Annotated in this window: 27 protein-coding genes; 22 read left to right on the plus strand and 5 right to left on the minus strand. The window is 72.9% G+C overall.

Translation table 11 applies throughout. From position 1 onward, the window contains the following. Positions 1-7: 7 nt before the first annotated feature. The 16 genes from ACZ514_RS07135 to ACZ514_RS07210 all read left to right on the plus strand — a co-directional run bounded on the left by ACZ514_RS07135 (position 8) and on the right by ACZ514_RS07210 (position 16,776). The gene (locus ACZ514_RS07135; RefSeq protein WP_469124302.1) at positions 8-1,063 is read left to right on the plus strand and encodes an ABC transporter ATP-binding protein; all 1,056 of its coding nucleotides are present in this window, start codon (positions 8-10) and stop codon (positions 1,061-1,063) included. Then, positions 1,056-2,102, plus strand: coding sequence for an ABC transporter ATP-binding protein (locus ACZ514_RS07140; RefSeq protein WP_467891229.1), 1,047 nt, complete (start codon positions 1,056-1,058; stop codon positions 2,100-2,102). The genes ACZ514_RS07135 and ACZ514_RS07140 overlap by 8 nt, the downstream gene beginning before the upstream one ends. A 137-nt stretch (positions 2,103-2,239) precedes the next feature. Continuing rightward, the gene (locus tag ACZ514_RS07145; protein WP_469124303.1) at positions 2,240-3,181 is read left to right on the plus strand and encodes a GNAT family N-acetyltransferase; all 942 of its coding nucleotides are present in this window, start codon (positions 2,240-2,242) and stop codon (positions 3,179-3,181) included. A gap of 105 nt (positions 3,182-3,286) precedes the next feature. Further along, positions 3,287-4,918, plus strand: coding sequence for a peptide ABC transporter substrate-binding protein (locus ACZ514_RS07150; RefSeq protein ID WP_468696328.1), 1,632 nt, complete (start codon positions 3,287-3,289; stop codon positions 4,916-4,918). 31 nt (positions 4,919-4,949) lie between these two features. Then, entirely contained in the window at positions 4,950-5,873 is a 924-nt protein-coding gene (locus ACZ514_RS07155) for an ABC transporter permease (RefSeq protein ID WP_468169537.1), read from the plus strand. Beyond that, the gene (locus ACZ514_RS07160; protein WP_469124304.1) at positions 5,866-6,909 is read left to right on the plus strand and encodes an ABC transporter permease; all 1,044 of its coding nucleotides are present in this window, start codon (positions 5,866-5,868) and stop codon (positions 6,907-6,909) included. The genes ACZ514_RS07155 and ACZ514_RS07160 overlap by 8 nt, the downstream gene beginning before the upstream one ends. A 15-nt stretch (positions 6,910-6,924) precedes the next feature. Next, positions 6,925-7,899 carry an ABC transporter ATP-binding protein gene (locus ACZ514_RS07165; RefSeq protein WP_468169531.1) on the plus strand — a complete coding sequence of 325 codons (975 nt, stop codon included), beginning with the start codon at positions 6,925-6,927 and terminating at the stop codon, positions 7,897-7,899. Further along, on the plus strand, positions 7,892-8,953 hold the full coding sequence (locus ACZ514_RS07170) for an ABC transporter ATP-binding protein (RefSeq protein ID WP_468169528.1): 1,062 nt from the start codon (positions 7,892-7,894) through the stop codon (positions 8,951-8,953). The genes ACZ514_RS07165 and ACZ514_RS07170 overlap by 8 nt, the downstream gene beginning before the upstream one ends. Positions 8,954-9,399: 446 nt before the next feature. Continuing rightward, positions 9,400-9,594: a hypothetical protein gene (locus ACZ514_RS07175; RefSeq protein WP_007266329.1), complete on the plus strand. Its 195-nt coding sequence runs from the start codon at positions 9,400-9,402 to the stop codon at positions 9,592-9,594. A 23-nt stretch (positions 9,595-9,617) separates the two neighbouring features. Next, positions 9,618-10,517 carry an N-acetyl-1-D-myo-inositol-2-amino-2-deoxy-alpha-D-glucopyranoside deacetylase gene (mshB, locus tag ACZ514_RS07180; RefSeq protein ID WP_468169525.1) on the plus strand — a complete coding sequence of 300 codons (900 nt, stop codon included), beginning with the start codon at positions 9,618-9,620 and terminating at the stop codon, positions 10,515-10,517. Then, positions 10,514-10,897 carry a DUF6113 family protein gene (locus tag ACZ514_RS07185; RefSeq protein ID WP_468169522.1) on the plus strand — a complete coding sequence of 128 codons (384 nt, stop codon included), beginning with the start codon at positions 10,514-10,516 and terminating at the stop codon, positions 10,895-10,897. The genes mshB and ACZ514_RS07185 overlap by 4 nt, the downstream gene beginning before the upstream one ends. A gap of 205 nt (positions 10,898-11,102) precedes the next feature. Beyond that, positions 11,103-13,085, plus strand: a complete 1,983-nt coding sequence (locus tag ACZ514_RS07190; RefSeq protein WP_469124305.1) for a hypothetical protein — start codon at positions 11,103-11,105, stop codon at positions 13,083-13,085. A 179-nt stretch (positions 13,086-13,264) separates the two neighbouring features. Beyond that, positions 13,265-14,224, plus strand: a complete 960-nt coding sequence (locus ACZ514_RS07195; protein WP_469124306.1) for an ABC transporter ATP-binding protein — start codon at positions 13,265-13,267, stop codon at positions 14,222-14,224. After that, positions 14,221-14,985, plus strand: coding sequence for an ABC transporter permease (locus ACZ514_RS07200; RefSeq protein WP_468169515.1), 765 nt, complete (start codon positions 14,221-14,223; stop codon positions 14,983-14,985). Before ACZ514_RS07195 ends, ACZ514_RS07200 begins: the two co-directional genes overlap by 4 nt. Positions 14,986-14,989: 4 nt before the next feature. After that, positions 14,990-16,153 carry a sensor histidine kinase gene (locus ACZ514_RS07205; RefSeq protein ID WP_468169512.1) on the plus strand — a complete coding sequence of 388 codons (1,164 nt, stop codon included), beginning with the start codon at positions 14,990-14,992 and terminating at the stop codon, positions 16,151-16,153. Further along, the gene (locus ACZ514_RS07210) at positions 16,150-16,776 is read left to right on the plus strand and encodes a response regulator (RefSeq protein ID WP_468169509.1); all 627 of its coding nucleotides are present in this window, start codon (positions 16,150-16,152) and stop codon (positions 16,774-16,776) included. The genes ACZ514_RS07205 and ACZ514_RS07210 overlap by 4 nt, the downstream gene beginning before the upstream one ends. Positions 16,777-16,849: 73 nt before the next feature. Here ACZ514_RS07210 and ACZ514_RS07215 read toward each other — a convergent pair whose 3' ends face one another. Then, positions 16,850-17,635 (minus strand): transglutaminase family protein, encoded by a 786-nt coding sequence (locus ACZ514_RS07215; RefSeq protein ID WP_468169506.1) that lies wholly within the window; start codon positions 17,633-17,635, stop codon positions 16,850-16,852. Then, positions 17,632-18,615 (minus strand): GNAT family N-acetyltransferase, encoded by a 984-nt coding sequence (locus ACZ514_RS07220; RefSeq protein WP_469124307.1) that lies wholly within the window; start codon positions 18,613-18,615, stop codon positions 17,632-17,634. Before ACZ514_RS07220 ends, ACZ514_RS07215 begins: the two co-directional genes overlap by 4 nt. A 116-nt stretch (positions 18,616-18,731) precedes the next feature. Between ACZ514_RS07220 and fdxA the strand changes: the two genes are divergently transcribed. Both fdxA and dapC read left to right on the plus strand, forming a co-directional pair. Beyond that, positions 18,732-19,064 (plus strand): ferredoxin, encoded by a 333-nt coding sequence (fdxA, locus tag ACZ514_RS07225; protein WP_007266339.1) that lies wholly within the window; start codon positions 18,732-18,734, stop codon positions 19,062-19,064. A gap of 115 nt (positions 19,065-19,179) precedes the next feature. After that, positions 19,180-20,274: a succinyldiaminopimelate transaminase gene (gene dapC, locus ACZ514_RS07230; RefSeq protein WP_468696310.1), complete on the plus strand. Its 1,095-nt coding sequence runs from the start codon at positions 19,180-19,182 to the stop codon at positions 20,272-20,274. An 84-nt stretch (positions 20,275-20,358) separates the two neighbouring features. Here dapC and ACZ514_RS07235 read toward each other — a convergent pair whose 3' ends face one another. After that, a complete protein-coding gene (locus ACZ514_RS07235; protein ID WP_469124308.1) occupies positions 20,359-20,637 on the minus strand; it encodes an ATP-binding protein in 279 nt (92 codons plus the stop codon). Between the two features lie 336 nt (positions 20,638-20,973). Beyond that, the gene (locus ACZ514_RS07240) at positions 20,974-21,969 is read right to left on the minus strand and encodes a hypothetical protein (RefSeq protein WP_468696307.1); all 996 of its coding nucleotides are present in this window, start codon (positions 21,967-21,969) and stop codon (positions 20,974-20,976) included. An 87-nt stretch (positions 21,970-22,056) separates the two neighbouring features. On the opposite strand from ACZ514_RS07240, the gene dapE reads away from it, so the two are divergent. Continuing rightward, positions 22,057-23,136: a succinyl-diaminopimelate desuccinylase gene (gene dapE, locus ACZ514_RS07245; protein ID WP_468696305.1), complete on the plus strand. Its 1,080-nt coding sequence runs from the start codon at positions 22,057-22,059 to the stop codon at positions 23,134-23,136. Positions 23,137-23,200: 64 nt separating this feature from the next. Continuing rightward, positions 23,201-23,965: an LOG family protein gene (locus ACZ514_RS07250; protein WP_388934025.1), complete on the plus strand. Its 765-nt coding sequence runs from the start codon at positions 23,201-23,203 to the stop codon at positions 23,963-23,965. A 68-nt stretch (positions 23,966-24,033) separates the two neighbouring features. On the opposite strand, the gene folP is transcribed toward ACZ514_RS07250, so the two are convergent. Next, on the minus strand, positions 24,034-24,894 hold the full coding sequence (gene folP, locus ACZ514_RS07255; protein ID WP_468169488.1) for a dihydropteroate synthase: 861 nt from the start codon (positions 24,892-24,894) through the stop codon (positions 24,034-24,036). A 76-nt stretch (positions 24,895-24,970) separates the two neighbouring features. On the opposite strand from folP, the gene ACZ514_RS07260 reads away from it, so the two are divergent. Then, the gene (locus tag ACZ514_RS07260; RefSeq protein WP_468169485.1) at positions 24,971-25,306 is read left to right on the plus strand and encodes a DivIVA domain-containing protein; all 336 of its coding nucleotides are present in this window, start codon (positions 24,971-24,973) and stop codon (positions 25,304-25,306) included. Further along, positions 25,303-25,884, plus strand: a complete 582-nt coding sequence (locus tag ACZ514_RS07265) for a DNA-3-methyladenine glycosylase I (protein ID WP_468169482.1) — start codon at positions 25,303-25,305, stop codon at positions 25,882-25,884. The genes ACZ514_RS07260 and ACZ514_RS07265 overlap by 4 nt, the downstream gene beginning before the upstream one ends.

Here is a 25,884-nt window from a genome sequence, read left to right on the forward strand (position 1 = left end):
GCGTACGTTGACCACCATCGACAAGACCTCGAACGTCCCCGCGCCCCGTTCGGCGCCGGAGGGGACCCCCCTGCTCGAAGTGCGCGACCTGCACGTCGAGTTCCACACCCGCGACGGAGTCGCCAAGGCCGTCAACGGAGTCTCGTACTCCGTGGACGCCGGCGAGACCCTCGCCGTGCTCGGCGAGTCCGGCTCGGGCAAGTCCGTGACGGCGCAGGCCATCATGGGCATCCTCGACATGCCGCCCGGCAAGATCCCCTCCGGTGAGATCCTCTTCCAGGGCCAGGACCTGCTGAAGCTCCCGGCCGAGGAGTTCCGCAAGGTCCGCGGCTCGAAGATCGCCATGATCTTCCAGGACGCGCTCTCCTCGCTGAACCCGGTGCACACCGTCGGCGCCCAGCTCGGCGAGATGTTCCGGGTCCACCGGGGCATGTCCAAGAAGGACTCCCTCACCAAGGCCGTCGAGCTCATGGACCGGGTGAAGATCCCCGCCGCCAAGGCGCGCGTGGGCGACTACCCGCACCAGTTCTCCGGCGGCATGCGCCAGCGCATCATGATCGCCATGGCGATGGCCCTGGAGCCGGACCTGATCATCGCCGACGAGCCGACCACGGCCCTCGACGTCACGGTCCAGGCCCAGGTGATGGACCTGCTCGCGGAACTCCAGCGCGAGATGAACATGGGCCTGATCCTGATCACCCACGACCTCGGCGTCGTCGCCGACGTCGCGGACAAGATCGCCGTCATGTACGGCGGCCGGATCGTCGAGACCGCCCCGGTCCACGAGATCTACAGCCGCCCGGCCCACCCGTACACCCGCGGCCTGCTCGACTCGATCCCGCGCCTGGACCAGAAGGGCCAGGAGCTCTACGCGATCAAGGGCCTGCCGCCCAACCTGCTCAACATCCCCCCGGGCTGCGCCTTCAACCCGCGCTGCCCCAAGGCGCAGGACGTCTGCCGCACCGACGTGCCGGTCCTGCACCAGGTGACCGAGCAGGACGGCACCGAGCTGCCCGGCCGCGGCAGCGCGTGCCACTTCTGGAAGGAGCAGATCCATGGCTGACCTCACCAAGGACCGGGGCGAGCCGATCCTCCAGGTGCGCAACCTGGTCAAGCACTTCCCGCTGACCCAGGGCATCCTGTTCAAGAAGCAGATCGGCGCGGTCAAGGCCGTCGACGGCGTCTCCTTCGACCTCTACCGGGGCGAGACCCTCGGCATCGTCGGCGAGTCCGGCTGCGGCAAGTCCACCGTCGCCAAGCTGCTGATGAGCCTGGAGAAGGCCACCGCCGGCGAGGTCTTCTACAAGGGCCAGGACATCACCAAGCTGTCCGGCGCCGCCCTGAAGGCGGTCCGCCGCAACATCCAGATGGTGTTCCAGGACCCGTACACCTCGCTGAACCCGCGCATGACGGTCGGCGACATCATCGGCGAGCCGTACGAGATCCACCCCGAGGTGGCTCCGAAGGGCGACCGGCGCCGCAAGGTCCAGGAGCTCCTGGACGTGGTGGGCCTGAACCCGGAGTACATCAACCGCTACCCGCACCAGTTCTCCGGCGGCCAGCGCCAGCGCATCGGCATCGCCCGCGGCCTCGCGCTGAACCCGGAGATCATCATCTGCGACGAGCCGGTCTCCGCGCTCGACGTGTCGGTGCAGGCACAGGTCATCAACCTGATGGGCAAGCTCCAGGACGAGTTCGACCTCTCCTACGTGTTCATCGCGCACGACCTGTCCATCGTCCGGCACATCTCGGACCGCGTGGGCGTCATGTACCTGGGCAAGATGGCCGAGATCGGCACCGACGCCGAGATCTACGACCACCCCACCCACCCGTACACCCAGGCGCTGCTGTCCGCCGTGCCGGTGCCGGACCCGGACGCCCGCGAGGGCCGCGAGCGGATCATCCTCACCGGTGACGTCCCCTCCCCGGCCAACCCGCCGTCGGGCTGCCGCTTCCGCACCCGCTGCTGGAAGGCCGAGGAGAAGTGCGCCACGGAGGAGCCGCTGCTGGCGATCCCGACGCGCTTCGTGGGCTCCGCCAGCCCGGCCGCGCACGAGTCCGCCTGCCACTTCGCGGAGGAGAAGGCCGTCCTGGCCGTCTGACCCCCGCGAGGCGTACGCGTATCCCGGGCGCCCGGGACGGAGCAGAGGCTCCGTCCCGGGCGCCCGGGCGTTTCCCGCCCGTACCCGGGGTCCGAAGTCCGTTGCGGCCGCGCCCCCGCGCCGCCGACAGTGGGCGGATGACCGACACGCTGACCGTCCGCCCGGCCGGGCCCGGGGACGCCGCCGACATCTGCGCACTGCTCAACGCCGTCGACGTCATCGAGATCGGCAGACCCGAGACCGGCCTGGGCGCCGTCGAGGCCGACCTCAACCACCCCGGGGTGGACCTGGCCACCGACTCCTGGCTCGCCTTCCGGCGCGGCCGGCTCCTCGCGTACGCCCTCGTCTGGGCCGACTCCGGACCCGGCCGGATCGACGGCGACCACTACGTCCTGCCCGGCCACGACGAGGCCGCCCTGCACCTGCTGCGGCTGATGGAGGCGCGGGCCCGCGCGATGGCCGCCGGCACCGCCGCCGGTGCCCGGCTGCGCATCCAGCTCAACGTCCGGCCCACCCTCGACCTCACCCTCCTCACCGGCCGCAGCTACCGCGGCGTCCGGCGCCACCAGGTGATGACCCGCCGGCTCTCGCCCGCCGCGGACCTCCCGCCCGCCCCGCCCGAGGGCCTCGTCCTGCGCGACTGCGCCGCCGACGAGGCCGACCGCCGCCGCGCCCACGCCCTCGTGGAGGAGACCTTCGCCGCCCACTTCGGGCACGCGCACCGCCCGTACGAGGCCTGGCTCGACCACATCGACGGCCGCGCCCTGGACTGGTCGCTGGTGTGGATCGCGAGCCTGCCCGGGAAGGGCGACGCGGCCGTCCTCGTCACCCGCGACGACCGCACCAGCATGGGGTGGGTCAGCCACCTGGGCGTACGCGAGGACCTGCGAGGCCGCGGCATCGGCACCCACCTCCTGCGCCACGGCTTCGCCGCCTACGCCGCCCGCGGCCGCCGCACCCTGGGCCTCGGCGTGGACACCCTCAACGAGACCGGGGCCCTGGCGCTCTACGAGGCGCACGGCATGGGCCTGCACTACGCGGTCGACACCTGGGAGCTGCCGTTGCACTCGCAGGGGTGACAGGCGGGGGACGCGGGGGTGCAATCGGTCCAACCGGGCGTGCGCGCGGGCTCACATGCGGTGACATTGCCCCTAGTGAGTCCCGGTACCCCTAGGAGGCAGTCCATGCGCGGAGCCACCCACGCCAAGTGGGCCGCATGTGCGGTGGCCGTCGCCCTCGCGGCGACGGCCTGCGGCGGCGGGAGCGACAGCGGCGGGGGCGGTGGCGCGGACGGGATCGTCAGCTCCTCCTGGGGTGACCCGCAGAACCCGCTGGAGCCCGCCAACACCAACGAGGTGCAGGGCGGCAAGGTGCTCGACATGCTCTTCCGGGGCCTCAAGCGCTACGACGCCAAGACCGGCGAGGCCAGGAACATGGTCGCCGAGAAGATCGAGACCACCGACGGCCAGAACTTCACGATCACCCTGAAGGACGGCTGGAAGTTCAGCAACGACGAGCCGGTCACCGCCCAGTCCTTCGTCGACGCCTGGAACTACGCGGCGGACGTGCGCAACAAGCAGAACAACGCGCCCTTCTTCGCCGACATCGTCGGCTACGCCGACGTGCACCCCGCCGGCGGCGAACCGAAGGCCAAAACCATGTCGGGCCTGGTCGTCAAGGACCCCAGGACCTTCACCGTCGCCCTGAAGTCCAAGTTCTCCACCTGGCCCGAAACCCTCGGCTACCAGGCCTTCTCCCCGCTGCCCAAGGCCTTCTTCACCGACCACTCCGCCTGGCTGGACAAGCCCGTCGGCAACGGCCCGTACACGGTGGACTCGTACACCAAGGGCACCGGCATGAAGCTGCGCAAGTGGGAGGGCTACCCCGGGGAGGACAAGGCGCAGAACGGCGGCGTGGACCTCAAGGTCTACACCGACAACAACACCGCCTACACGGACCTGATCTCCGGCAACCTCGACCTCGTCGACGACGTTCCGGCGCAGCAGCTGAAGAACGTCAAGAACGACCTCGGCGACCGCTACATCAACCAGCCGGCCCTCATCATCCAGACCCTCACCTTCCCCCTGTACGACGCCCAGTGGGGCAAGGAGGGCATGGAGAAGGTCCGCCGGGGCATCTCGATGGCGATCAACCGCGAGGAGATCACCCAGCAGATCTTCCGCGAGACCCGCACCCCCGCCAAGGACTGGACCTCCCCGGCCCTCGGCGACAAGGGCGGCTTCGCGTCCACCCTCTGCGGCGACGCCTGCACGTACGACCCCGCCCAGGCCAAGAAGCTCATCCAGGAGGGCGGCGGCCTGCCCGGCGGCAAGATGACCCTCACCTCGAACGTGGACACCGGCTCGCACCGCGACTGGATGGACGCCGTCTGCAACAGCGTCAACAACGCCCTCGGCGAGGGCCCGGTCTGCACGGTCAACCCCGTCGGAACCTTCGCCGACTTCCGCAACCAGCAGAGCTCCTACAAGCTCACCGGCCCCTTCCGCTCCGGCTGGCAGGCCGACTACCCGCTGATCCAGAACTTCCTCCAGCCGCTGTACTACACCGGCGCCTCCTCCAACTACGGCAAGTTCAGCAACCCGGACTTCGACCGGCTCGTCGACCAGGCCAACCAGGAGACCGACGCCGCCAAGGCCATCGGCTCCTTCCAGGACGCGGAGAAGATCCTCGCCGAACAGATGCCGTCCATCCCCCTCTGGTACCAGAACGGCAGCGCGGGGCACTCCGAGCGGATCTCCGACGTCGCCCTGAACCAGTTCAGCGTCCCGGTCTACAACGAGATCAAGGTCAGCTGACCACTCCGACGGATCGATCCTGGAGCAGTCCATGGGACGTTACGTGATCCGGCGGCTGCTCCAGATGATCCCCGTGTTCATCGGCAGCACCTTCCTGATCTTCATCATGGTCTACGCGCTCGGCGACCCGGTCGCGGCCCTCTTCGGGGACAAGGCCCCCGACCCCGCCACGGCCGCGCGGATCCGCAAGGACCTCTACCTCGACCGCCCGCTGTGGGAGCAGTACGTCCACTACATGGGGCAGATCTTCAAGGGCGACTTCGGCACGGCCTTCAACGGCCAGCGGGTCACCGACCTGATGGCCACCGCCTTCCCCGTCACCCTGCGCCTGACCCTGGTCGCCATCGCCATCGAGATCCTCGTCGGCATCACCCTCGGCGTGGTCAGCGGACTGCGCCGGGGCAGGGCCGTCGACACCACCCTGCTGGTGCTCACCCTCGTCGTCATCTCCGTGCCCACCTTCGTCACCGGCTACCTGCTCCAGTTCCTCTTCGGCGTCACCTGGGGCTGGGTACGCCCCACCGTCTCCCCGGACGCCCCCTTCGCCGAGCTGATCCTGCCCGGCGTCGTCCTCGCCCTGGTCTCCCTCGCGTACGTCACCCGGCTCTCGCGGACCTCCATCGCCGAGAACGTCAAGGCCGACTACGTCCGCACCGCCGTCGCCAAGGGCCTGCCGCGCGGCCGGGTCATCACCCGCCACCTGCTGCGCAACTCCCTGATCCCGGTGGTCACCTTCATCGGCACCGACATCGGCGCCCTGATGGGCGGCGCCATCGTCACCGAGCGGATCTTCAACATCCACGGCGTCGGCTACCAGCTCTACCAGGGCATCCTGCGCAACAACTCGCCCACCGTGGTCGGCTTCGTCACCATCCTCGTCATCGTCTTCCTGGTGGCGAACCTGCTCGTCGACCTGCTCTACGCGGTCCTGGACCCGAGGATCCGTTATGCCTGAGCCCGAGAGCCCCGACCGCCCCGGCGGCCCCGGCGGCTACGACCCGGTGGGCCCCCGCCCCCGCGAGGCGATGTCACCCACCGGCCAGGGCGGCGCCATGGACCTGGCCCTCCAGGAGGCCGAGAGCGTGGAAGGCGTCGGCAAGGGATCCGGACCGGCCGACTCCGCCGGATCCGCCGGCCCCCGGGAGAAGGCCCGCTCCCTGTGGTCCGACGCCTGGCACCAGCTGCGCCGCAACCCCGTCTTCATCGTCTCCGCCCTGCTCATCCTCTTCCTCGTCGCCATCGCCGTGTGGCCCCAGCTCATCGCGAGCGGCGACCCCCTCCAGTGCGACCTGTCCAAATCGCAGCAGGGCTCCGCCCCCGGACACCCCTTCGGGTACGACACCCAGGGCTGCGACGTCTACACCCGCACCGTCCACGGCGCCCGCGCCTCCATCACCGTCGGCGTCTGCGCCACCGTCGGCGCCGCCCTGCTGGGATCCGTGCTCGGCGGACTCGCCGGCTTCTTCGGCGGCTGGGGCGACGCCCTGCTCTCCCGGGTGGCCGACGTCTTCTTCGGGATCCCCGTCGTCCTCGGCGGCCTGGTCTTCCTGTCCGTGGTCACCAGCACCACCGTGTGGCCCGTCGTCGGCTTCATCGTGCTGCTCGGCTGGCCGCAGCTCGCCCGCATCGCCCGCGGATCGGTGATCACCGCCAAGCAGAACGACTACGTCCAGGCCGCCCGGGCCCTCGGCGCCGGCAACGCCCGCATGCTGCTGCGCCACGTGGCCCCCAACGCCGTCGCCCCCGTCATCGTCGTCGCCACCATCGCGCTGGGCACCTACATCGCCCTCGAGGCCACCCTGTCCTTCCTCGGCGTCGGCCTGCGCCCGCCCACCGTCTCCTGGGGCATCGACATCTCCAACGCCGCCACCCAGATCCGCAACGCCCCGCACATGCTGCTCTGGCCGGCGGGCGCCCTGAGCCTGACGGTGCTCGCCTTCATCATGCTCGGCGACGCGGTGCGCGACGCCCTCGACCCCAAGCTGCGCTAGGGAGTGAGCCGCCAGATGCTGCTCGAAGTCCGCGACCTCCACGTGGAGTTCACCACCCGCGACGGAGTCGCCAAGGCCGTCAACGGGGTGAACTACTCGGTGGACGAGGGCGAGACCCTCGCCGTGCTCGGCGAGTCCGGCTCCGGCAAGTCGGTCACCGCCCAGGCCGTGATGGGGATCCTCGACGTCCCGCCGGGCCGGATCGCGGGCGGCGAGATCCTCTTCAAGGGCAAGGACCTCCTGAGGATGAAGGAGGAGGAGCGCCGCCGGATCCGCGGCGCCGACATGGCGATGATCTTCCAGGACGCCCTGTCCTCCCTCAATCCTGTCCTCAGCGTCGGCGCCCAGCTCGGCGAGATGTTCGAGGTCCACCGCGGGACGTCCCGCAGGGACGCCCGCGCCAAGGCCGTGGAGCTCATGGACCGGGTCAGGATCCCGGCCGCGAAACAGCGGGTGGGCGACTACCCGCACCAGTTCTCCGGCGGGATGCGCCAGCGCATCATGATCGCGATGGCGCTGGCCCTGGAACCCTCACTGATCATCGCCGACGAGCCGACCACGGCCCTCGACGTCACCGTCCAGGCCCAGGTGATGGACCTGCTCGCCGAGCTCCAGCGCGAGATGAACATGGGCCTGATCCTGATCACCCACGACCTCGGCGTCGTCGCCGACGTCGCCGACAAGATCGCCGTCATGTACGCGGGCCGGATCGTCGAGGCGGCCCCCGTCCACGAGATCTACAGGGCCCCCGCCCACCCGTACACCCGGGGCCTGCTCGACTCGATCCCGCGCCTGGACCAGAAGGGCCAGGAGCTCTACGCCATCAAGGGCCTGCCGCCGAACCTGCTGGCGATCCCGCCCGGCTGCGCCTTCAACCCGCGCTGCCCCATGGCCCGGCCCGTCTGCCGGACCGAGGTGCCGCCGCTCGCGGAGGTCGCCCCGGAGCGGGCCAGTGCCTGCTTCTTCTGGAAGGAGTGCCTCGGTGCCTGAGCCCATCCTGGAGGTCCGCGACCTGGTCAAGCACTACCCGCTGACCCGGGGCATCCTCTTCAAGAAGCAGGTCGGCGCGGTCAAGGCCGTCGACGGGGTCTCCTTCTCCCTCGCCCCCGGGGAGACCCTCGGCATCGTCGGCGAGTCCGGCTGCGGGAAGTCCACCGTCGCCCGGATGCTGGTCAACCTCGAACGCCCCACCGCCGGCGCGATCTCGTACAAGGGCGAGGACATCACCAAGCTGTCGGGCCGCGCCCTGAAGGCGGTCCGCCGCAACATCCAGATGGTGTTCCAGGACCCGTACACCTCGCTGAACCCGCGCATGACGGTCGGCGACATCATCGGCGAGCCGTACGAGATCCACCCCGAGGTGGCTCCGAAGGGCGACCGGCGCCGCAAGGTCCAGGAGCTCCTGGACGTGGTGGGCCTGAACCCGGAGTACATCAACCGCTACCCGCACCAGTTCTCCGGCGGCCAGCGCCAGCGCATCGGCATCGCCCGCGGCCTCGCGCTGCGGCCGGAGGTCATCGTCGCGGACGAGCCGGTGTCCGCCCTCGACGTCTCCGTCCAGGCCCAGGTCGTCAACCTGCTGGCGCGCCTGCAGGACGAGTTCGGCCTCTCGTACGTGTTCATCGCGCACGACCTCTCGATCGTCCGGCACATCTCCGACCGGGTCGGGGTCATGTACCTGGGCCGCGTCGTCGAGATCGGCACCGACACCGAGATCTACGACCACCCCACCCACCCGTACACCCAGGCACTGCTCTCCGCCGTGCCCGTGCCCGACCCGCTGGCCCGCGCCCACCGGGAGCGCATCATCCTCTCCGGCGACGTGCCCTCCCCGGCCAATCCGCCGTCGGGCTGCCGCTTCCGCACCCGCTGCTGGAAGGCCGAAACCCGCTGTGCGACGGAGGTCCCGCCGCTGGCCGTCCCGGCGGCGTTCCCCGTGGGCCCGGCCGCCCACCCCTCGGCCTGCCACTTCGCGGCCGAGAAGCAGGTGGTACCGGCTCCCGGCGAACTCCCGCCGCCGCCGGCACCGCTGACGGGGCGGTAGCCACCGGCCCGGCACGCCGGCCCGTGCCGGCCCGTGGCGGCCGGACGACGGGCCCCGCCGGCCGGCCCGCTCCGGCTGGAAGCGCACGGTCGGGGAGGCCGGCGAGCGATCATTTCCAGCCACCCCGCGCGGGGAGGTCCGCCCGGGCCGCGCGCGAACCAACCGGCGTAACACGGAGGCAACTTGACCGTTTCTGCCCCGAGATCTGAGGCGTGCAGTCTGGGGCGCGTACGGCCGTGCGGGTGCCGACAGCCGGCCGGGAGGGCGTGCAGCCCTCCCGGCCGGTCCCCGTGTGCCCCCGCCGTGCGCGGCATGCGCCCCTCGTGCTGCCGGAATTCGATCGATGCGCTGGTACGGATAGTTATGATCCGTAGCGCACGGTGGGTATGAATGCGCCGAGCACGAGTACGCATACCGATGTCCGCTCGACGTGGAGGTGAAACGCCGTGGCACTCTCGATCTCGGCCGTGGTGCTGCTGGCGATCGTCGTCTTCCTGCTGGTCCGGAAGTCGGGTCTGAAGGCGGGGCACGCGTTCGTCTGCGTACTGCTCGGGTTCTACCTGGCGAGTTCCACGGTCGCGCCGACCCTCAGCCAGCTGACGTCCAACGTGGCCAGCATGATCAGTGGCCTCAAGCTGTAGGCGGTGCTCGTAGGCTGGGGGCCATGAACGGTCTTCCCGCCCGTCGTCTGCTCCTCGTGCACGCGCACCCGGACGACGAGTCGATCAACAACGGCGTCACCATGGCCAAGTACGCGGCCGAGGGTGCCCACGTCACGCTGGTGACCTGCACCCTCGGCGAGGAGGGTGAGGTCATCCCCGCGGAACTGGCCCATCTGGCGCCGGACCGCGACGACGCCCTCGGCCCCTTCCGGGCCGGCGAACTCGCCGCCGCCATGAAGGAACTCGGGGTCGCCGACCACCGCTTCCTGGGCGGCGCGGGCCGCTTCCGGGACTCGGGGATGATGGGCGCCCCGCAGAACGCCCGCCCCGGCTCCTTCTGGTCGGCCGGCGTGGACGAGGCGGCCGGGTACCTGGTGGAGGTGATCCGGGAGCTGCGTCCGCAGGTCCTGGTCACCTACGACCCCGACGGCGGCTACGGCCACCCCGACCACATCCAGGCCCACCGGGTCGCCATGCGCGGCGCGGAGCTGGCCGCCGACGCCGCGTACCGGCCCGGGCTCGGCGCCCCGCACGCCATCGCGAAGGTCTACTGGAACCGCGTACCCGTCTCGGTGGTCGAGGCGGGCTTCGAGCGGCTGCGCGCCGCGGGCACCGCCTTCCCGGGCGTCGCGGCCCCCGGGGACGTGCCCGGGGTGGTCCCCGACGAGCGGATCACCGCCGAGATCGGCGACGAGGGCGACGCCACCGTCCTGGTGGCGGCGAAGGCGGCCGCCATGCGGGCCCACGTCACCCAGATCGCGGTGGACGGCCCCTTCTTCGCGCTCTCCAACGACCTGGGGCAGCCGCTGTTCGCCCGGGAGTACTACGAGTTGGCCGCGGGCCGCTCCGGCGCACCGGCCGGCGAGCGCGAGCGGGACCTCTTCGCGGGGGTGGAGGCGTGACCGCGGCGCTGACCCCGGGGCGCATCGCCGCCCTGCTCGGCCTCCTCGTCGCGGGCGCGCTCACCGGCGCGGCCGGCTGGCTCGTGGTCGACCTCTGGTTCCCGGCCGGTCTGCTGCTGGCGCTGCTCGCCCTCTGCGGGGTGTTCCTCGCGGGCCGGATCACCGTCGGCGCGGGGCCCGGCGTGGGCGCGGGCGCTGCCGGCTGGTTCCTTTCCTACGTCGTCCTCAGCCTCCCCCGCCCCGAAGGGGACTTCCTGCTCGGTTCCTCCGGGATCGGCATGTACGCGTACCTTTTGGGCGGAAGTGCGGCCGCTGTGATCTGCGCCACGATGCGCGACTCCGCGCAGGGGCCGGTTCCGGCCGCCAAGTCCCGCGGATAGCGGGCCCCCGAACTCCCGCACCCGCCGATCGGGGACGTGTTGCGGGGGTTTGACGGGCCCTCGCACCGGGGCACTCGGAAGCAGAAGAGGAACCCGGGATTCCTGGCCGACAGTTGCGCGCGGGCGGCGGCCAGTATGGTGGACGGGCCGCCGAGCTGCCCGCGCACGGAATGACGGGCGGCGGAGCCAACCGGGAGAACCTGCCTTGAGTCGTGAAACCGACAGTTCGTCCCCCGGGCCCCAAGGGCACGGTGGAGCCGCCTACCCCTCGGGTACGCCGCCGTATGGAACCGGCCAGTATCCGTCCGTGCCACCCGGTCCCGGCGCCGCGACCGTCCCGGAGGAGAACCCTGTGACCTCGAACCCGTCCACGCCCGACACCGACGGGCCGAAGACAGAGACCCACCTGACGACCCGGATCCGGATCAACATCCCCGGTTCCCGGCCCATCCCGCCCGTGGTCGTACGCAAACCCGTGAAGGACGGCGGCCAGGACGCGTCCCCGGCCGCCGCCGGGCCGGACCGGGCCGAGGCCCCGCGCCCGCCCGAGCGCCGTCCCGCCGCGCAGGCACGGCCCGCGGCCCCGGCCCCCGCGCTCCCCGCGGCCCCGGCCCCGGCCCGCGGGCAGTCCGCCCCCGCGCCGGAGCCGGCCCCCGCGCCCGCCGAAGAGCCGGCCAGCGACTGGTTCGCCCCGCGCAAGGCCGCGACGCCCCCGCCGGCGGCGACGCCCGCGCCCGACGTGCCTCCCGCGCCCGCCCCCGGGCCGGGTGCTCCCGCGCCCGGTGCTCCCGGCGCCGGCTACGGCTCCGCCGCGCCCGCCGGCACCGGTGCCGGCTTCGCGCCCCCGGCCGACCCCGGGCGCCCGCAGCCCCCGGCCGCGTACGGCAGCGGAGCCGGCTTCGCTCCGGCCCCCGCCGTGGGCGGCCCCGGCGCGGGCGCGCCCCAGGGGTACGCCGGGTACGACAACGGCCCCGCGACGGAGGCCTTCCCCGCCTACGCGGAGCCGACCGGGCCGACCGGGCCGGCCGGGCCGACCGGCGGACCCGCGCTGGGCACCGTACCCGTCGGCGCCGAGGAGACCCCGAGCTGGCCCGGCCCGGAGGCCTTCGACGCCCCGGCCCCCACCCCGGTGCCCGCCCCCGGGCCGGCCGCCCCGCCGCCCGGCCCGCAGCCGCCGCGCCAGGCCCGCCCGGCGCCCGCCCCGTCGGGCAAGTCCGGCAAGGGCGCCCCGGCCGGCAAGCCCGCCAAGAAGGGCCGCTCCAAGCTGGTCATGCTGGGCGGCGGCGTCGTCCTCCTCGCGGGCGTGGCCTACGGCGCCGGTCTGCTGATGAACCACTCCGACGTCCCCAAGGGCACCACCGTCCTCGGCGTCGACATCGGCGGCACCCGTGACGACGCCGTCGCCAAGCTCCAGACCGCCTTCGGCAAGCGCGCCGCCGCCCCGCTCCAGCTCAGCGTCGGCGGCAAGACGGTCGAGCTGAAGCCCGAGAAGGCCGGCCTGACCCTCGACAGCCAGACCACCGTCCGCAACGCCACCGGCAGTGACTACAACCCCGTGACCGTCATCGGCTCCCTCTTCGGGGTCGAGCGCACGGCCACCGCCGTCATGCCGGTCGACGAGGAGAAGCTGCGGGTCTCCCTCCAGGAGCTGGCCGGCGCCGCCGGATCGGCCTCCGAGGCCACCATCAAGTTCGACACCGGCAAGGCCGTCGCCGTCCCCGGCAAGTCCGGTGAAGGCCTCGACGTAGACGGCTCCGTGGACAAGGTCACCAAGGCCTTCCGGGAGCTCGTCGCCAACGGCAAGGCCCCCACCGTCGAACTCCCCGTCGCCAAGAAGGAACCCACGGTCACCCAGGCCGAACTGGACCGGGCCATGAAGGAGTTCGCGGAGCCCGCCATGTCCGGCAACGCCACGGTCAAGGCGGGCACCAAGTCCATCGCCTTCGGCGCCAAGTCCCTGCCGAAGATCCTCAGCATGTCGGCCGTGGACGGACGCCTCGTCGAGAAGTACGACCTGGAAGCCCTCAAGGCGACCTACGGGAACACCTTCGACGGCATCCTGATCACCCGGGGCACCGGCGCCAAGACCCCGGTGACCCCGCAGGACGTCGCGGGCGCCCTCGGCCGGGCCCTGATCGGCAAGACCCCCGCCGAGCGGACCGTCACCATCGACACCAACGCGAGCTGACCGGCCCGCCACCCGCCCGGCCCGCACGCGAAGCCCCTTCCCGCTCCGGGAAGGGGCTTCGCGCCTTCCCGGCACCCCGTCCGGCCGGGCCCGTCACCCCTCCCGCATGACATCCGTCATGCGGGAGTCACGACGGGCGGCACTGCCGCGCCCACCCCCGTGCGGGCGAACCTTGAGCCATGACGACGACGACAGCGGCACACCCCGCCGCGCCGGGCCCCGCGGGCGGATCCGGCGGCACCGGCACCGTGGTGAGCTTCCAGGACGTGACCAAGAGCTACGGCCGGGTCCGGGCGGTCGACGGCCTCTCCCTCGCCCTCCACCCGGGGGAGACGGTCGCGCTGCTCGGCCCCAACGGCGCCGGCAAGTCCTCCACCCTCGACCTCCTCCTCGGCCTGCGCCCCGCCGACTCCGGCACCGTCCGCCTCTTCGGCACCACCCCCCGCGAGGCCGTCGCCGCCGGCCGGGTCGGCGCCATGCTCCAGAGCGGCGGCCTCATGGAGGACGTGACCGTACGCGAACTCGTGTCCCTGGGCTGCGCCCTGCACCCCCGCCCGTACCCGGTGGAGGAGGTGCTCTCCCGCGCCGGCGTCGAGGACATCGCCGGCCGCGTGGTCAACAAGCTCTCCGGCGGTCAGGAGCAGCGCGTGCGCTTCGCGCTCGCCACCGCCGGCCACAACGACCTGATCGTCCTCGACGAGCCGACCACCGGCATGGACGTCACCTCACGCCAGGCCTTCTGGGCCACCATGCGGGAGCAGGCCGCCCAGGGCCGCACCGTCCTGTTCGCCACCCACTACCTGGAGGAGGCGGACGCGATCGCCGACCGCGTCCTGGTCCTCAACAGGGGCCGGCTCCTCGCCGACGGCACCGCCGCCGAGATCAAGGCCAGGGCCGGTGCCCGCACGATCGCCTTCGACCTCGACGGCGGGATCGACGAGCGGGCGCTGCGCGCCCTGCCCGGCCTGACCTCCTTCGGCCTGACCGGCTCGACCGTACGGCTCCAGTCGCGCGACGCCGACGCCACCGTGCACGCCGTGTACGCGCTGGGGCTCCGCCCCCGCAACCTGGAGGTCGCGGGCCTCGGCCTGGAACAGGCCTTCATCGCCCTCACCGAGGCCGAGGAGGCCACCCGATGACGAACTCGGTCAACACCGGCACCCTGCGGCTGGCCGGGCTGGAGATCTCCCGCGCCCTGCGCAACAAGAAGTACCTCTTCTTCACCGTCATGTACCCGGCCGCGCTCTTCCTGATGCTCGGCGGCACCCTGGACGGCACGACGAGGGTCATGGGCACCGAACTGACCATGCCCGCCTTCTACATGGTCGCCATGGCCTCCTTCGGCGCGCTGACCGCCGTCCTGATGGGCAACAGCGAGCGCATCGCCAAGGAACGCGAGAAGGGCTGGGTGCGCCAGCTGCGGCTGACCGCCCTGCCGGGACACGGCTACGTCCTCGCCAAGACCGCCAGCGCGGGCGTCCTGTCGCTGCCCTCCATCCTGGTCGTCTTCGCCGTCGCCGCGGCGGCCAAGGGCGTACGGTTCGACGCCTGGCAGTGGTTCGCCCTCACCGGTGCGATATGGGCCGGCAGCCTGGTCTTCGCCGCCCTCGGCGTGGCCATCGGATACCTCGCGACGGGGGACAACGTCCGCCCCGTCACCATGCTGTTCTACTTCGGCCTGTCCATCCTCGGCGGGCTGTGGATGCCCACCGCGAACTTCCCCGGGTGGCTCCGCGACATCTGCGCGTGGCTGCCGACCCACGCGTACGCCGGTCTCGGCCAGGCCATCGAGCTCGGGGACGCGCCGCACGCCCGGGACGTGGCGGTCCTCGCCGTGTACTTCGTACTGTTCACCGGTGCGGCCGCCTGGCTGTACCGCAAGGACTCGCTGAAGGCATGAGGCAGTGACGCTGACACAGGAGGCCGACGTACCGCTCCAGATCGGCCGGACGCCGCAGACCACCACCCACAAGGTGGTGAAGAGCCTGTGGATCGGCATCTGGCTCTTCTACCTCAGCGCCCCCGTCACCGACCTGATCGGCGGCGGGCACGGCACCCGGGCCCGCCTGCTCGGCGGCCTGGGCCTGCTGGCCTTCACCTCCTGGTACCTGGTGCTGGTCTTCCGCACCGTCAGGCCGATGCCGGTGCCCAGGGTCCTGCTCTCCCTGGCGGTGCTCGCCGCGCAGGCCGCCGTACTGTCGCTGACCCTGGGCCGCGAATGGCTGGTGCTCTTCGTGTACGTGTCCATCTCCTCCGGTGCCGCCCTGCCGGGGGAGGTCTCCCGCTGGACCGTGCCGGGCGCCACCGCCCTGCTGACGGCCGTGGCCTTCGCGGTGCCGGGCGGCACCCAGTACCTGGCAGGGCTGCTGATCCCGGCCCTGATGGGCGGCTTCGCGATGGTCGGGGTCCGGGCGATGATCCGGACGACCGTGGAACTGCGCGAGGCCCGGGCGACGGTGGCCCAGCTCGCGGCCAACGAGGAGCGCCTGCGGATGGCCCGCGACCTCCACGACCTGCTGGGCCACTCGCTGTCGCTGATCACGCTCAAGAGCGAGCTGGCCGGCCGGATGCTGCCCGGGCAGCCCGAGCGGGCCGCCCGGCAGGTGGCGGACATCGAGCGGGTCAGCCGCCAGGCGCTGGTCGACGTACGGGAGGCCGTCAGCGGATACCGGCGGCCGACGCTGCCCGGCGAACTCGCCGGCGCGCGCACGGCGCTGGCCGCCGCGGGCGTGGCGGCGGAACTCCCGGCCGGGTCCGAGGAGGTTCCGCTCGCGGACGAGGCGGAGTCCGCCCTGGCGTGGTCGCTGCGCGAGGCGGTGACGAACGTGGTCCGGCACAGCGGGGCCCGGCGGTGCACGGTCACCCTGGCCACCCGCCAGACCCTGGCGGGCCCGGTCGTGGAGCTGACGGTGTCCGACGACGGCACGGGCGGCCCCGCCGTACCCGGCAACGGACTGACCGGCCTGGCCGAACGCCTGGAGGCGGTCGGCGGCAGCCTGTCGGCGGGCCCGTCGGGCCGGACCGGCTTCCGCCTGCTGGCGCGGGTCCCCCTAGGATCCGGATCATGAGCGAAGCCGACGCCGCACCCATCCGGATCCTGCTGGCCGAGGACCAGTCGATGGTGCGCGAAGCCCTCGCGGCCCTCCTGGGGCTGGAGCCCGACATCGAGGTGCTGGCCCAGGCGGCCCGCGGCGACGAGGTGCTGGAGGCGGCTCGGACCCATGACGTGAACGTCGCGCTGCTGGACATCGAGATGCCCGGAATGACGGGCATCGAGGCGGCGGCGCAGCTGCGGGCCGCCCTCCCCGACCTCAGGATCGTCATCCTGACCACCTTCGGCCGCCCCGGCTACCTCCGGGGCGCGATGGAGGCGGGCGCCTCGGCCTTCCTGGTCAAGGACGCCCCGGCGGCCCAGCTCGCCGACGCGGTACGCAGGGTCCTGGCGGGGGAGCGGGTCATCGACCCCACCCTCGCGGCGGCGGCCCTGGCGGAGGGGGCGAACCCGCTGACGGACCGCGAGCGGGAGGTCCTGCGGGCGGCGGAATCCGGCGCGACCAACGCCGAACTGGCGGCCGGCCTCGGCCTCTCCCAGGGCACCGTCCGCAACTACCTCTCGACGGCCATCCAGAAGCTCGCCGCCCGCAACCGCACCGAAGCGGTCCGCGTGGCCCGCGAGAAGGGCTGGCTGTAGCCGCCGCTCCCGCGCGCCCCGGCCCCGCGCGCCCCGGCCCCGCGCGCCCCTGCCCGCGCGCGGTGCGGCGACGTCAGTTCAGCAGCGCCCGGGCGGCGACGGCCTCGCCGCGGATGCGGGCCGCGGTGGCGGCGTCCACCGCGTCCATGACCTCCGCGTACGCCTCCAGTTCGGCCGCGCCCTCGCGGAACGCGCCCCGTTCCACCAGCAGCCGCGCCCGCTCGTACCGCAGCGACGCCGGGTGGGAGGGCAGCAGCAGCGACAGCTCCAGGGCCCACAGCGCGACCCCCGACTGCTCCGGGCGGGAGGAGGCCCAGGCGCGGATGTTGTTCAGGATCCGCAGCACGATGTCCAGGGTCCGGGCCGGGGTCTTGGGGGAGGAGGCCGACTCCGCCGGGCCCGTGCCCAGCGAGGCGCCGCCGGCGAAGGGGTCCACCACCACCGACTCCTCCGGGTCCCCGAAACCCACCACGAAGTGCCCCGGCAGCCCCAGCCCGTACACCGGCGCGCCCGCCCGCCGGGCCACCTCCAGCCACACCACCGAGAGCAGGATCGGCAGGCCGCGCCTCCGCCGCAGCACCTCGTGCAGCAGGGAGGACGACAGCCGGTCGTAGTCGTTCGGGGTGCCGTGGAAGCCCAGCCGGCCTCCCAGCAGCTCCGTCACCGCCGAGGCCCACGCCCGCGCGTCCCGCAGCCCGTACGGCAGCATCCCCGCGAGCCGGTCCAGCTCGATCTCGGCCGCGTCCATGGCCCGTTCGTCGAGCTCCGGGTCCGCCTCCGCGGCCAGCAGCAGGCACATCCGGGCCAGGTCGGGGCGCTCCGAGCGGGCCTCCTCGGCGAAGAGGTCCCGGGTGTTCACCGCGCCGCCCGGAAGTGGTGGTAGGCGTGGTGCGCGGCGAAACCCATCCCGTCGTACAGGGCCCGCGCCGGCGCATTGTCCGTCTCCACCTGGAGCCACGCCGCGGACGCGCCCTCCTCCAGGGCCCGCCGGGCCAGCGCCGTCATCACCGCCGTCGCGAGCCCCCGGCGGCGGTCCTCCGGCGCGACGGTGACGGCCGCGAAACCGGCCCAGCGGCCGTCGACCACGCACCGCCCGACGGCCCGGCCGCCGCCCAGGGAGGCGAACCACACCGACGGGCCCCCGACCAGCACCCGCCGGGCCGACTCCGGGTCCCGGACCCTGCCGTAGCGCTCCAGCCACCGTTCGTCCGGCTCGCGCGCGAGCCGCACGTCCGCCACGTCCGCGTCGGCGTCGGCCACCGGGGCCAGCGCCGCGACGCGCACCTCCGCGGAGACCTCCCTCACCCAGCCGTGCCGTTCCAGCTCCGCGCAGAGCGGTTCCTGCGTCCCGACGGCCCCGGTCGCGGCCTGCACATACGCCGGAAGGTTGCGTTCCGTGTACCAGGCGGTCACCCGGGCGAGTGCTTCGCCGACGGGTATCCCCGGGTCGCCGAGCGCGAGCACGGAGTTGGCCCGCCGGGTGAACCCGGCGGCGGCCCGCAAGGTCCACTCGCCCAGCCGCTCGCTCTCCAGCGGCGGCCAGGCCCGCGCCGTGACCCGTGCCAGCTCCTCGAAGGAGGCCGCGGGACCCCTGCGACGGGCCGGAGCCGGAGGCACCACCTTGCCCGCCACCAGCGACGATTCCGCGATGTGGACGGACACGCCGTCCTTGCGTGTGATCGTCAGCACACCCCCGGTCCAGGATGTGAGAACCCCGACCGCGTCCGCGAACGACGGGGTGGCGCTCCCCCCGTCCTCCACCCGTCGTACAGAGACTCGTTTACCCACGTCAGCGGGGGTGATACGGATCTCCAGCAGTCCACCGGCAGTGATTTCCACAGCTCTGTCCGCCCCTCCTGTTCGGATCGTGCCCGGGAACGGAGATACTAGGTGCGGGCATCGACGACGCCGCGCTCCCGCGCGAATGGAAAGCCCTACCGAGGAGGAACGAGAGCGTGACCTACGTCATCGCGGAGCCTTGTGTCGACGTCAAGGACAAGGCATGCATCGAAGAGTGCCCCGTCGACTGCATCTACGAGGGCCAGCGGTCCTTGTACATCCACCCGGACGAGTGCGTCGACTGCGGCGCGTGTGAGCCGGTCTGCCCGGTCGAGGCCATCTTCTACGAGGACGACACCCCGGAGGAGTGGAAGGACTACTACAAGGCGAACGTCGAGTTCTTCGACGAGCTCGGTTCGCCCGGTGGTGCCTCCAAGCTCGGCCTGATCGAGCGCGACCACCCCTTCGTCGCCGCGCTGCCGGCCGACATCAACGCCGGCGAGCACTGACCGTCCCACGGCAGACGCGCCCCTCGGTCCCGTACGGCCCCGCTGCCGCGCGGGACCGAGCCGTTTCCCCGTACGACACCGCCCCCGCAGCAGCCCAGAGAGAGCAGAGAGCACCGTGGCCGCAGTTTCCGACCGTCTTCCCGCCTTTCCCTGGGACAAGCTGGAGCCGTACAAGGCCACGGCGGCGGCCCACGCTGACGGCATCGTCGACCTGTCGGTCGGCACCCCCGTGGACCCGGTGCCCGACCTGATCCAGCGCGCCCTCGTCGCCGCCGCGGACTCCCCGGGCTACCCGACGGTGTGGGGGACGCCCGCGCTGCGCGACGCGATCACCGGCTGGCTGCGTGGCCGGCTCGGCGCGAGCGCCGCCGGCCACCGCAACGTCCTGCCGGTGGTCGGCTCCAAGGAACTGGTGGCCTGGCTGCCGACCCAGCTGGGCCTGGGCGCCGGCGACAAGGTGGCCTACCCGCGGCTCGCGTACCCGACGTACGAGGTCGGCGCGCGGCTGTGCGGCGCCGAGGCCGTCGTGTACGACGACCCGACGGAGCTGGACCCGGCGGGCGTGAAGCTGCTGTGGCTCAACTCCCCGTCGAACCCCACCGGGAAGGTCATCCCGAAGGAAGAGCTGGTCCGGATCGTCGCCTGGGCGCGCGAGCACGGCGTCCTGCTCTTCAGCGACGAGTGCTACCTGGAGCTGGGCTGGGAGGCCGAGCCCGTCTCCGTCCTCCACGACGACGTGTGCGGGGGCTCCTACGAGGGCCTCGTGGCGGTGCACTCCCTCTCCAAGCGGTCCAACCTGGCCGGCTACCGGGCCGCGTTCATCGCCGGCGACGCGGCCGTGCTCGGGGAACTGCTGGAGATCCGCAAGCACGGCGGCATGATGACCCCCGCCCCGGTCCAGGCGGCCACGGTGGCGGCCCTCGGCGACGACGCCCACGTCGAGGACCAGCGCGCCCGCTACGCCGCCCGCCGCGGGGCGCTGCGCACGGCCCTGGAGGCGCACGGCTTCCGCATCGAGCACAGCGAGGCCAGCCTCTACCTGTGGGCGACCCGTGACGAGCCCTGCTGGGACACCGTCGCGCACCTCGCCGGACTCGGCATCCTGGTCGCGCCGGGCGACTTCTACGGCGAGGCGGGCGCGACGTTCGTCCGCGTCGCCTTCACGGCCACCGACGAGCGGGTCGCGGCCGCGGTCAAGCGCCTCGGCTGAGCCGGCGGCGCGCGGACGACGGCCCGAGGGGGCCGGGAGCAGCAGCTCCCGGCCCCCTCGGGCGTTTGCGCGTCCAGCGGTGGATCAGCCGCCCAGCGGCAGGCCCCCCAGGGGCAGCTGGCCCGTCGGCAGCTGGCCGGCGACCGGCAGGCCGCCCAGCGTCTGGCCGGCCGCGCCCGCGCTGCCGACGACCTCGGAGGCGGGACCGGCGACGGGGGCGGTGAGCGTGTTCAGCTTCGGCAGGGACTCCAGGCCCACGGCGTCGGCCGCGCTGGCGGCGCCTGCCGCACCGACCACGGGAGCGGTACCGGCTGCGAGGAGAAGCGCGGCGCGGGCGATCCGACGGGTCAGGGGGAGGGTCATGATGCTCCTAAGCGGTAGCGGCTGAGTACGCCTGTACAACCGCTCCCGGGGTGGGGGGAGTTGCGGACGGGCCGGGTAAAGGATCGGTAACGCATCGTTTAATCGGCTTCCGTGACAAGAGCACCGGACCCCCGCCGACCTGCGCTTCTGCCCGCCCACCGGGTGTACGGCCCGAACGCGCGGACACCCCGCCCGGGTGACGGCCCGTACGTCTGACCGTGCCGCCGGCGCATCCTGCCGGCTCGCCCGCGCGCCGGGGGCGCACGCCGGGCCGGGCGGCACGCGGCCGCGCGGAACCGGCCGACGGCCCCGGCGCCCGCGCCGCGGCCCGGGCGGTCAGCGGGCCGCGGCGCGGGCCAGGAAGATCCGCACCTGGCCCGGAGCCGCGTCGTGCGGGTCCCCCGAGCCGCCCTTGCGGCCGCCGCCCTCGCCCCGCCACGCGCCGCCGTCCCGGCCGGCCACCCACGAGGAGCCGTCGTACGACACCCTGGCGATGCCCAGCTCCTTCGACCGGGCCACCGCCCAGTGGGCCATCGCCCGGCCCCGCCGCGCCTCCGCCGGGCCGCCGCCCTCCTTGAGCCGCAGCCCCACCTCGGGCTCCGGGACCGCCCCGCCCGGCGCCGACCGCCCCGCCGGAGCGCCCGCCCGGCCCGCGCCCAGCGCGTCCCGCGCCGCGGGGCCGAAGGCCCGCGTCAGCTCCGCCCGCACCTTCTCCGGATCCCCCGCCGAGGGCGCCGGGCCGGAGCAGGCCAGGGAGGCCGGCACGCCGTTCTCGCCGAAGGCGGCCGTCAGCACCGCCGCGTCCGGCTCGTGCTTCGCGTACGCCTGCGGGAAACCGCTGAGCTGCACCTTCTGCGCGGCCACCGTCAGCGGCAGCCGGGTGTAGCCCTTGATCTCCGCGAGCCGGTCGTAGAAGATCCCCGCCGAGTACACCGGGTCCATGATCTGCTCCGGGGTGCCCCACCCCTGCGAGGGCCGCTGCTGGAAGAGCCCCAGCGAATCGCGGTCGCCGTGGTCGAGGTTGCGCAGCGCCGACTCCTGCATCGCCGTCGCCAGCGCGATGGTCACCGCCCGGTCCGGGAGCCCCTTGGAGATCCCGACGGCGGCTATCGTCGCCGCGTTCGCCGCCTGCTCGTGGGTCATCTCGTACGTCTGGACGGTCCCCGCGCCCGCGGACCCCGCCCCCGTCGCCGTGGCCGTGCAGTAGGAGGCGCCGTTGTTGGAGTCGCGCTGGACGGCGAAGTACCCGATCACCCCGAGCAGGACGACCAGGCCCACGGCCTTGCGCAACGGCCGACGGGAACGGGGGCGGGAGCGATCGGTCTCGGACACGCGGCCCACCGTACTTGAGGCCGATTGTCCGTCCACCGGCCGGACGCTCCCGCTTCCCGCCCATCCCGGGGCGTTAGGGTCAGTTCCATGTCCGAATCCGAGCTGGACCTCACCCTGGACGCTGCCGAGCTGACCGCCCGGCTCGTCGACATCCCCTCCGTGAGCGGCGACGAGAAGGTCCTCGCCGACCTCGTGGAAGACGCGCTGCGCGCCCTCCCGCACCTCACCGTCGACCGCCTCGGCAACAACGTGGTGGCCCGTACGCACCTCGGCCGCGCCGAGCGCGTCGTCCTGGCCGGCCACCTCGACACCGTGCCGATCGCCGACAACGTACCGTCCCGCCTGGACGAGAACGACGTGCTGTGGGGCTGCGGCACGACGGACATGAAGTCGGGAGTGGCCGTGCAGCTGAGGATCGCCGCGACGGTCCCCGAACCCAACCGCGACCTCACCTTCGTCTTCTACGACCAGGAGGAGGTCGCCGCCGACCTCAACGGCCTCGGCAAGGTCGCGGCCGCCCGCCCCGACTGGCTCACCGGCGACTTCGCCGTCCTGCTGGAACCCTCCAACGCGGAGGTCGAGGGCGGCTGCCAGGGCACCCTGCGCGTGCTGCTGCGCACCAAGGGCGAGCGCGCCCACTCCGCGCGCAGCTGGATGGGCTCCAACGCCATCCACACCGCGAGCCCGATCCTGGCGAAGCTGGCCGCCTACGAGCCCCGCAAGCCGGTCATCGACGGCCTGGAGTACCACGAGGGCCTCAACGCGGTCCGCATCGAGGGCGGCGTCGCCAACAACGTCATCCCGGACTCCTGCACCGTGACCGTGAACTTCCGCTACGCCCCCGACCGCAGCGAGGCGGACGCGCTGGCCCACGTACGGGAGGTCTTCGCGGACTGCGACATCGCCGAGTTCGTGGTCGACGACTCCTCCGGCGGCGCCCTGCCGGGCCTGTCCCACCCGGCCGCGGCGGCCTTCATGGAGGCGGTCGGCGGCCGGCCGATGCCCAAGTTCGGCTGGACGGACGTCTCGCGCTTCAGCGCGCTCGGCGTGCCGGCGGTCAACTACGGGCCGGGTGACGCGCTGCTGGCGCACAAGGTCGACGAACGCGTCGAGACGAAGGCGATCCTGCACTGCGAGGAACGACTCCGCGCCTGGCTGACCTCGTAAATTCCCCCTCCCGTCACTTTTGTGCGCCTAACCTGATCCAACGATCAGCTGGAGGGAGCACATCATGGGCAACCACGGCAGTGCCGAAGGGTCCGCTCGTCGGCCCGAGGAGCAGCAGCTCGGGCCGGTGCTGCGCAGACGCGGCCAGGTGCAGGCGGGCAGCACGACGGACCAGAGGCTGCTGGACTCGGCCGGACCCTCCGAGTGGGTGCACACCGATCCCTGGCGGGTCCTGCGCATCCAGTCGGAGTTCATCGAGGGCTTCGGCACCCTGGCGGAGCTGCCGCCCGCGATCAGCGTGTTCGGCTCGGCCCGTACGCCGGCGGACTCTCCGGAGTACGAGGCGGGCGTACGGATCGGCAGCGCGCTCGTCGAGGCCGGCTTCGCGGTGATCACCGGCGGCGGTCCGGGGGCCATGGAGGCCGCCAACAAGGGCGCCCGCGAGGCGAACGGCATCTCCGTCGGCCTGGGCATCGAGCTCCCCTTCGAGCAGGGGCTCAACCAGCACGTGGACCTCGGGCTGAACTTCCGGTACTTCTTCGTCCGCAAGACGATGTTCGTGAAGTACAGCCAGGGCTTCGTGGTGCTGCCGGGCGGACTGGGCACCCTCGACGAGATGTTCGAGGCGCTGACCCTGGTGCAGACGCAGAAGATCACCAGGTTCCCCATCGTGCTCTTCGGCACGGAGTACTGGGGCGGTCTGGTCGACTGGCTGCGCAACACGGTCATCGCCCAGGGCAAGGCCTCGGAGAAGGACCTCTACCTCTTCCACGTCACCGACGACGTGGAGGAGGCCATCGCGCTGGTGACGAAGGAAGTCGGCAAGTAGGGACGGCGGGCCGCGCCGCCCCCGGCGCCGCGGCCCGGCCGCCCCCGGCGTCCCGCGGCCGACGGGGGTCAGGCCAGTCCGCGGCGGGCGACGGCCGGCGGCCGGTGGCCCTGGATCGAGCGGACCATGTCGAGGACCTGCCGGGTCTCCGCGACCTCGTGGACGCGGTAGACCTGCGCGCCGAGCCAGGCCGAGACGGCGGTGGTCGCCAGGGTGCCCAGCAGGCGCTCCTTGACCGGCTTGTCGAGGGTCTCGCCGACGAAGTCCTTGTTGGACAGGGAGACCAGCACCGGCCAGCCGGTTCCGGTCATCTCCGCGAGGCGGCGGGTGGCTTCCAATGAGTGCCGGGTGTTCTTCCCGAAGTCGTGACCCGGGTCGATCATGATGGACTCCCGGGGCACCCCGAGGGCCTCGGCCCGCTCCGCGAGCCCGACCGTGACGCGCAGGACGTCCTCCATCACGTCCTCGTACGAGGTCCGGTGCGGCCGCGTGCGCGGCTCGACCCCGCCCGCGTGGGTGCACACGATGCCCGCGCCGTAGCGCGCCGCGACCTCCGCCAGCCGGGGGTCCACCCCGCCCCACGCGTCGTTCAGCACGTCCGCCCCGGCCTCGCAGACCGCCTCGCCGACCTCGTGCCGCCAGGTGTCCACGCTGATCACCACGTCCGGGTGGCGGCGGCGGACCTCCGCCACGAAGCCGACCGTGCGCCGGGCCTCCTCCGCCGCGTCCACGTGCTCGCCCGGGCCCGCCTTGACCCCGCCGACGTCGATGATCGCCGCGCCCTCGGCGACGGCCCGTTCCACCCGCTCGAGGGCCGGCTCGTCGCGGAAGGTCGCGCCCTGGTCGTAGAAGGAGTCCGGGGTGCGGTTCACGATGGCCATGATCACCGGCTCGTGGGTGTCGAACTCGCGCGTGCCCAGTCGCAGCATCCTGCTCTTTCCTCCTTCGGCGACCCTCGCGCCTCGTCTGCGACCTTAACCTGGTGGCCGGAGTCTCTCAGGGGAGTTGATCGTGTTCTGGTTCTTGCTGATCGCGCTGGTCGTGGTCGTGGCCGCGGTCACCCTCGCGGTGGTCGGCGCGGGCACGGAGGCCGTGCTGCCCGAGGCCGAGCCGGACCGGGTGGCCGACGCGCTCCCGGAGAGCCGGCCGGTCGTACGGGCGGACATCGACGCCCTGCGCCTGCCGGTCGCCCCGCGCGGCTACCGGATGGCCGAGGTGGACGACGTACTGGACCGGCTCGCCGCCGAGCTGGCCGAGCGGGACGCGCGCATCGCGGAGCTGACGGCGGCGCGCGCCCAGGCACCGGCGGAGCGGGTCGACCTCACGAAGGACGAGCGGTGAGCGGCGCCGGACCGCTGGCGGGCCCGGACGGCGGTCTGCGCTGTCCCTGGGGGCTGTCCACGGAGGACTACGTCCGCTACCACGACACCGAATGGGGCAGGCCCGTCCACGGGGACGACGCGCTGTACGAGCGGCTGTGCCTGGAGGCCTTCCAGTCCGGGCTGTCGTGGCTGACGATCCTGCGCCGGCGCGAGGGCTTCCGCAAGGCGTTCTCGGACTTCAGGATCGCCGCGGTCGCGGAGTTCGGCCCCGCCGACGCGGAGCGGCTCATGGGAGACGAGGGGATCATCCGCAACCGGGCCAAGATCGAGGCCACCCTCGCCAACGCGAAGGTGCTGGCCGGATGGGAGGCGGGGGAGCTGGACCGGCTGATCTGGTCGCACGCCCCCGAGGAGCCGGGACGGGCCCCGAGGAGCACCGCCGACGTGCCGGCGGTGACCCCGGAGTCCACGGCCCTGGCCAAGGCCCTCAAGAAGGCGGGCATCCGCTTCGTCGGGCCGACCACGGCCTACGCCCTGATGCAGGCGTGCGGCCTGGTCAACGACCACCTCGAGGGGTGCGTCTCCCGCGGGGGCTGA

The organism is Streptomyces sp. NPDC034086, assembly GCF_055575515.1.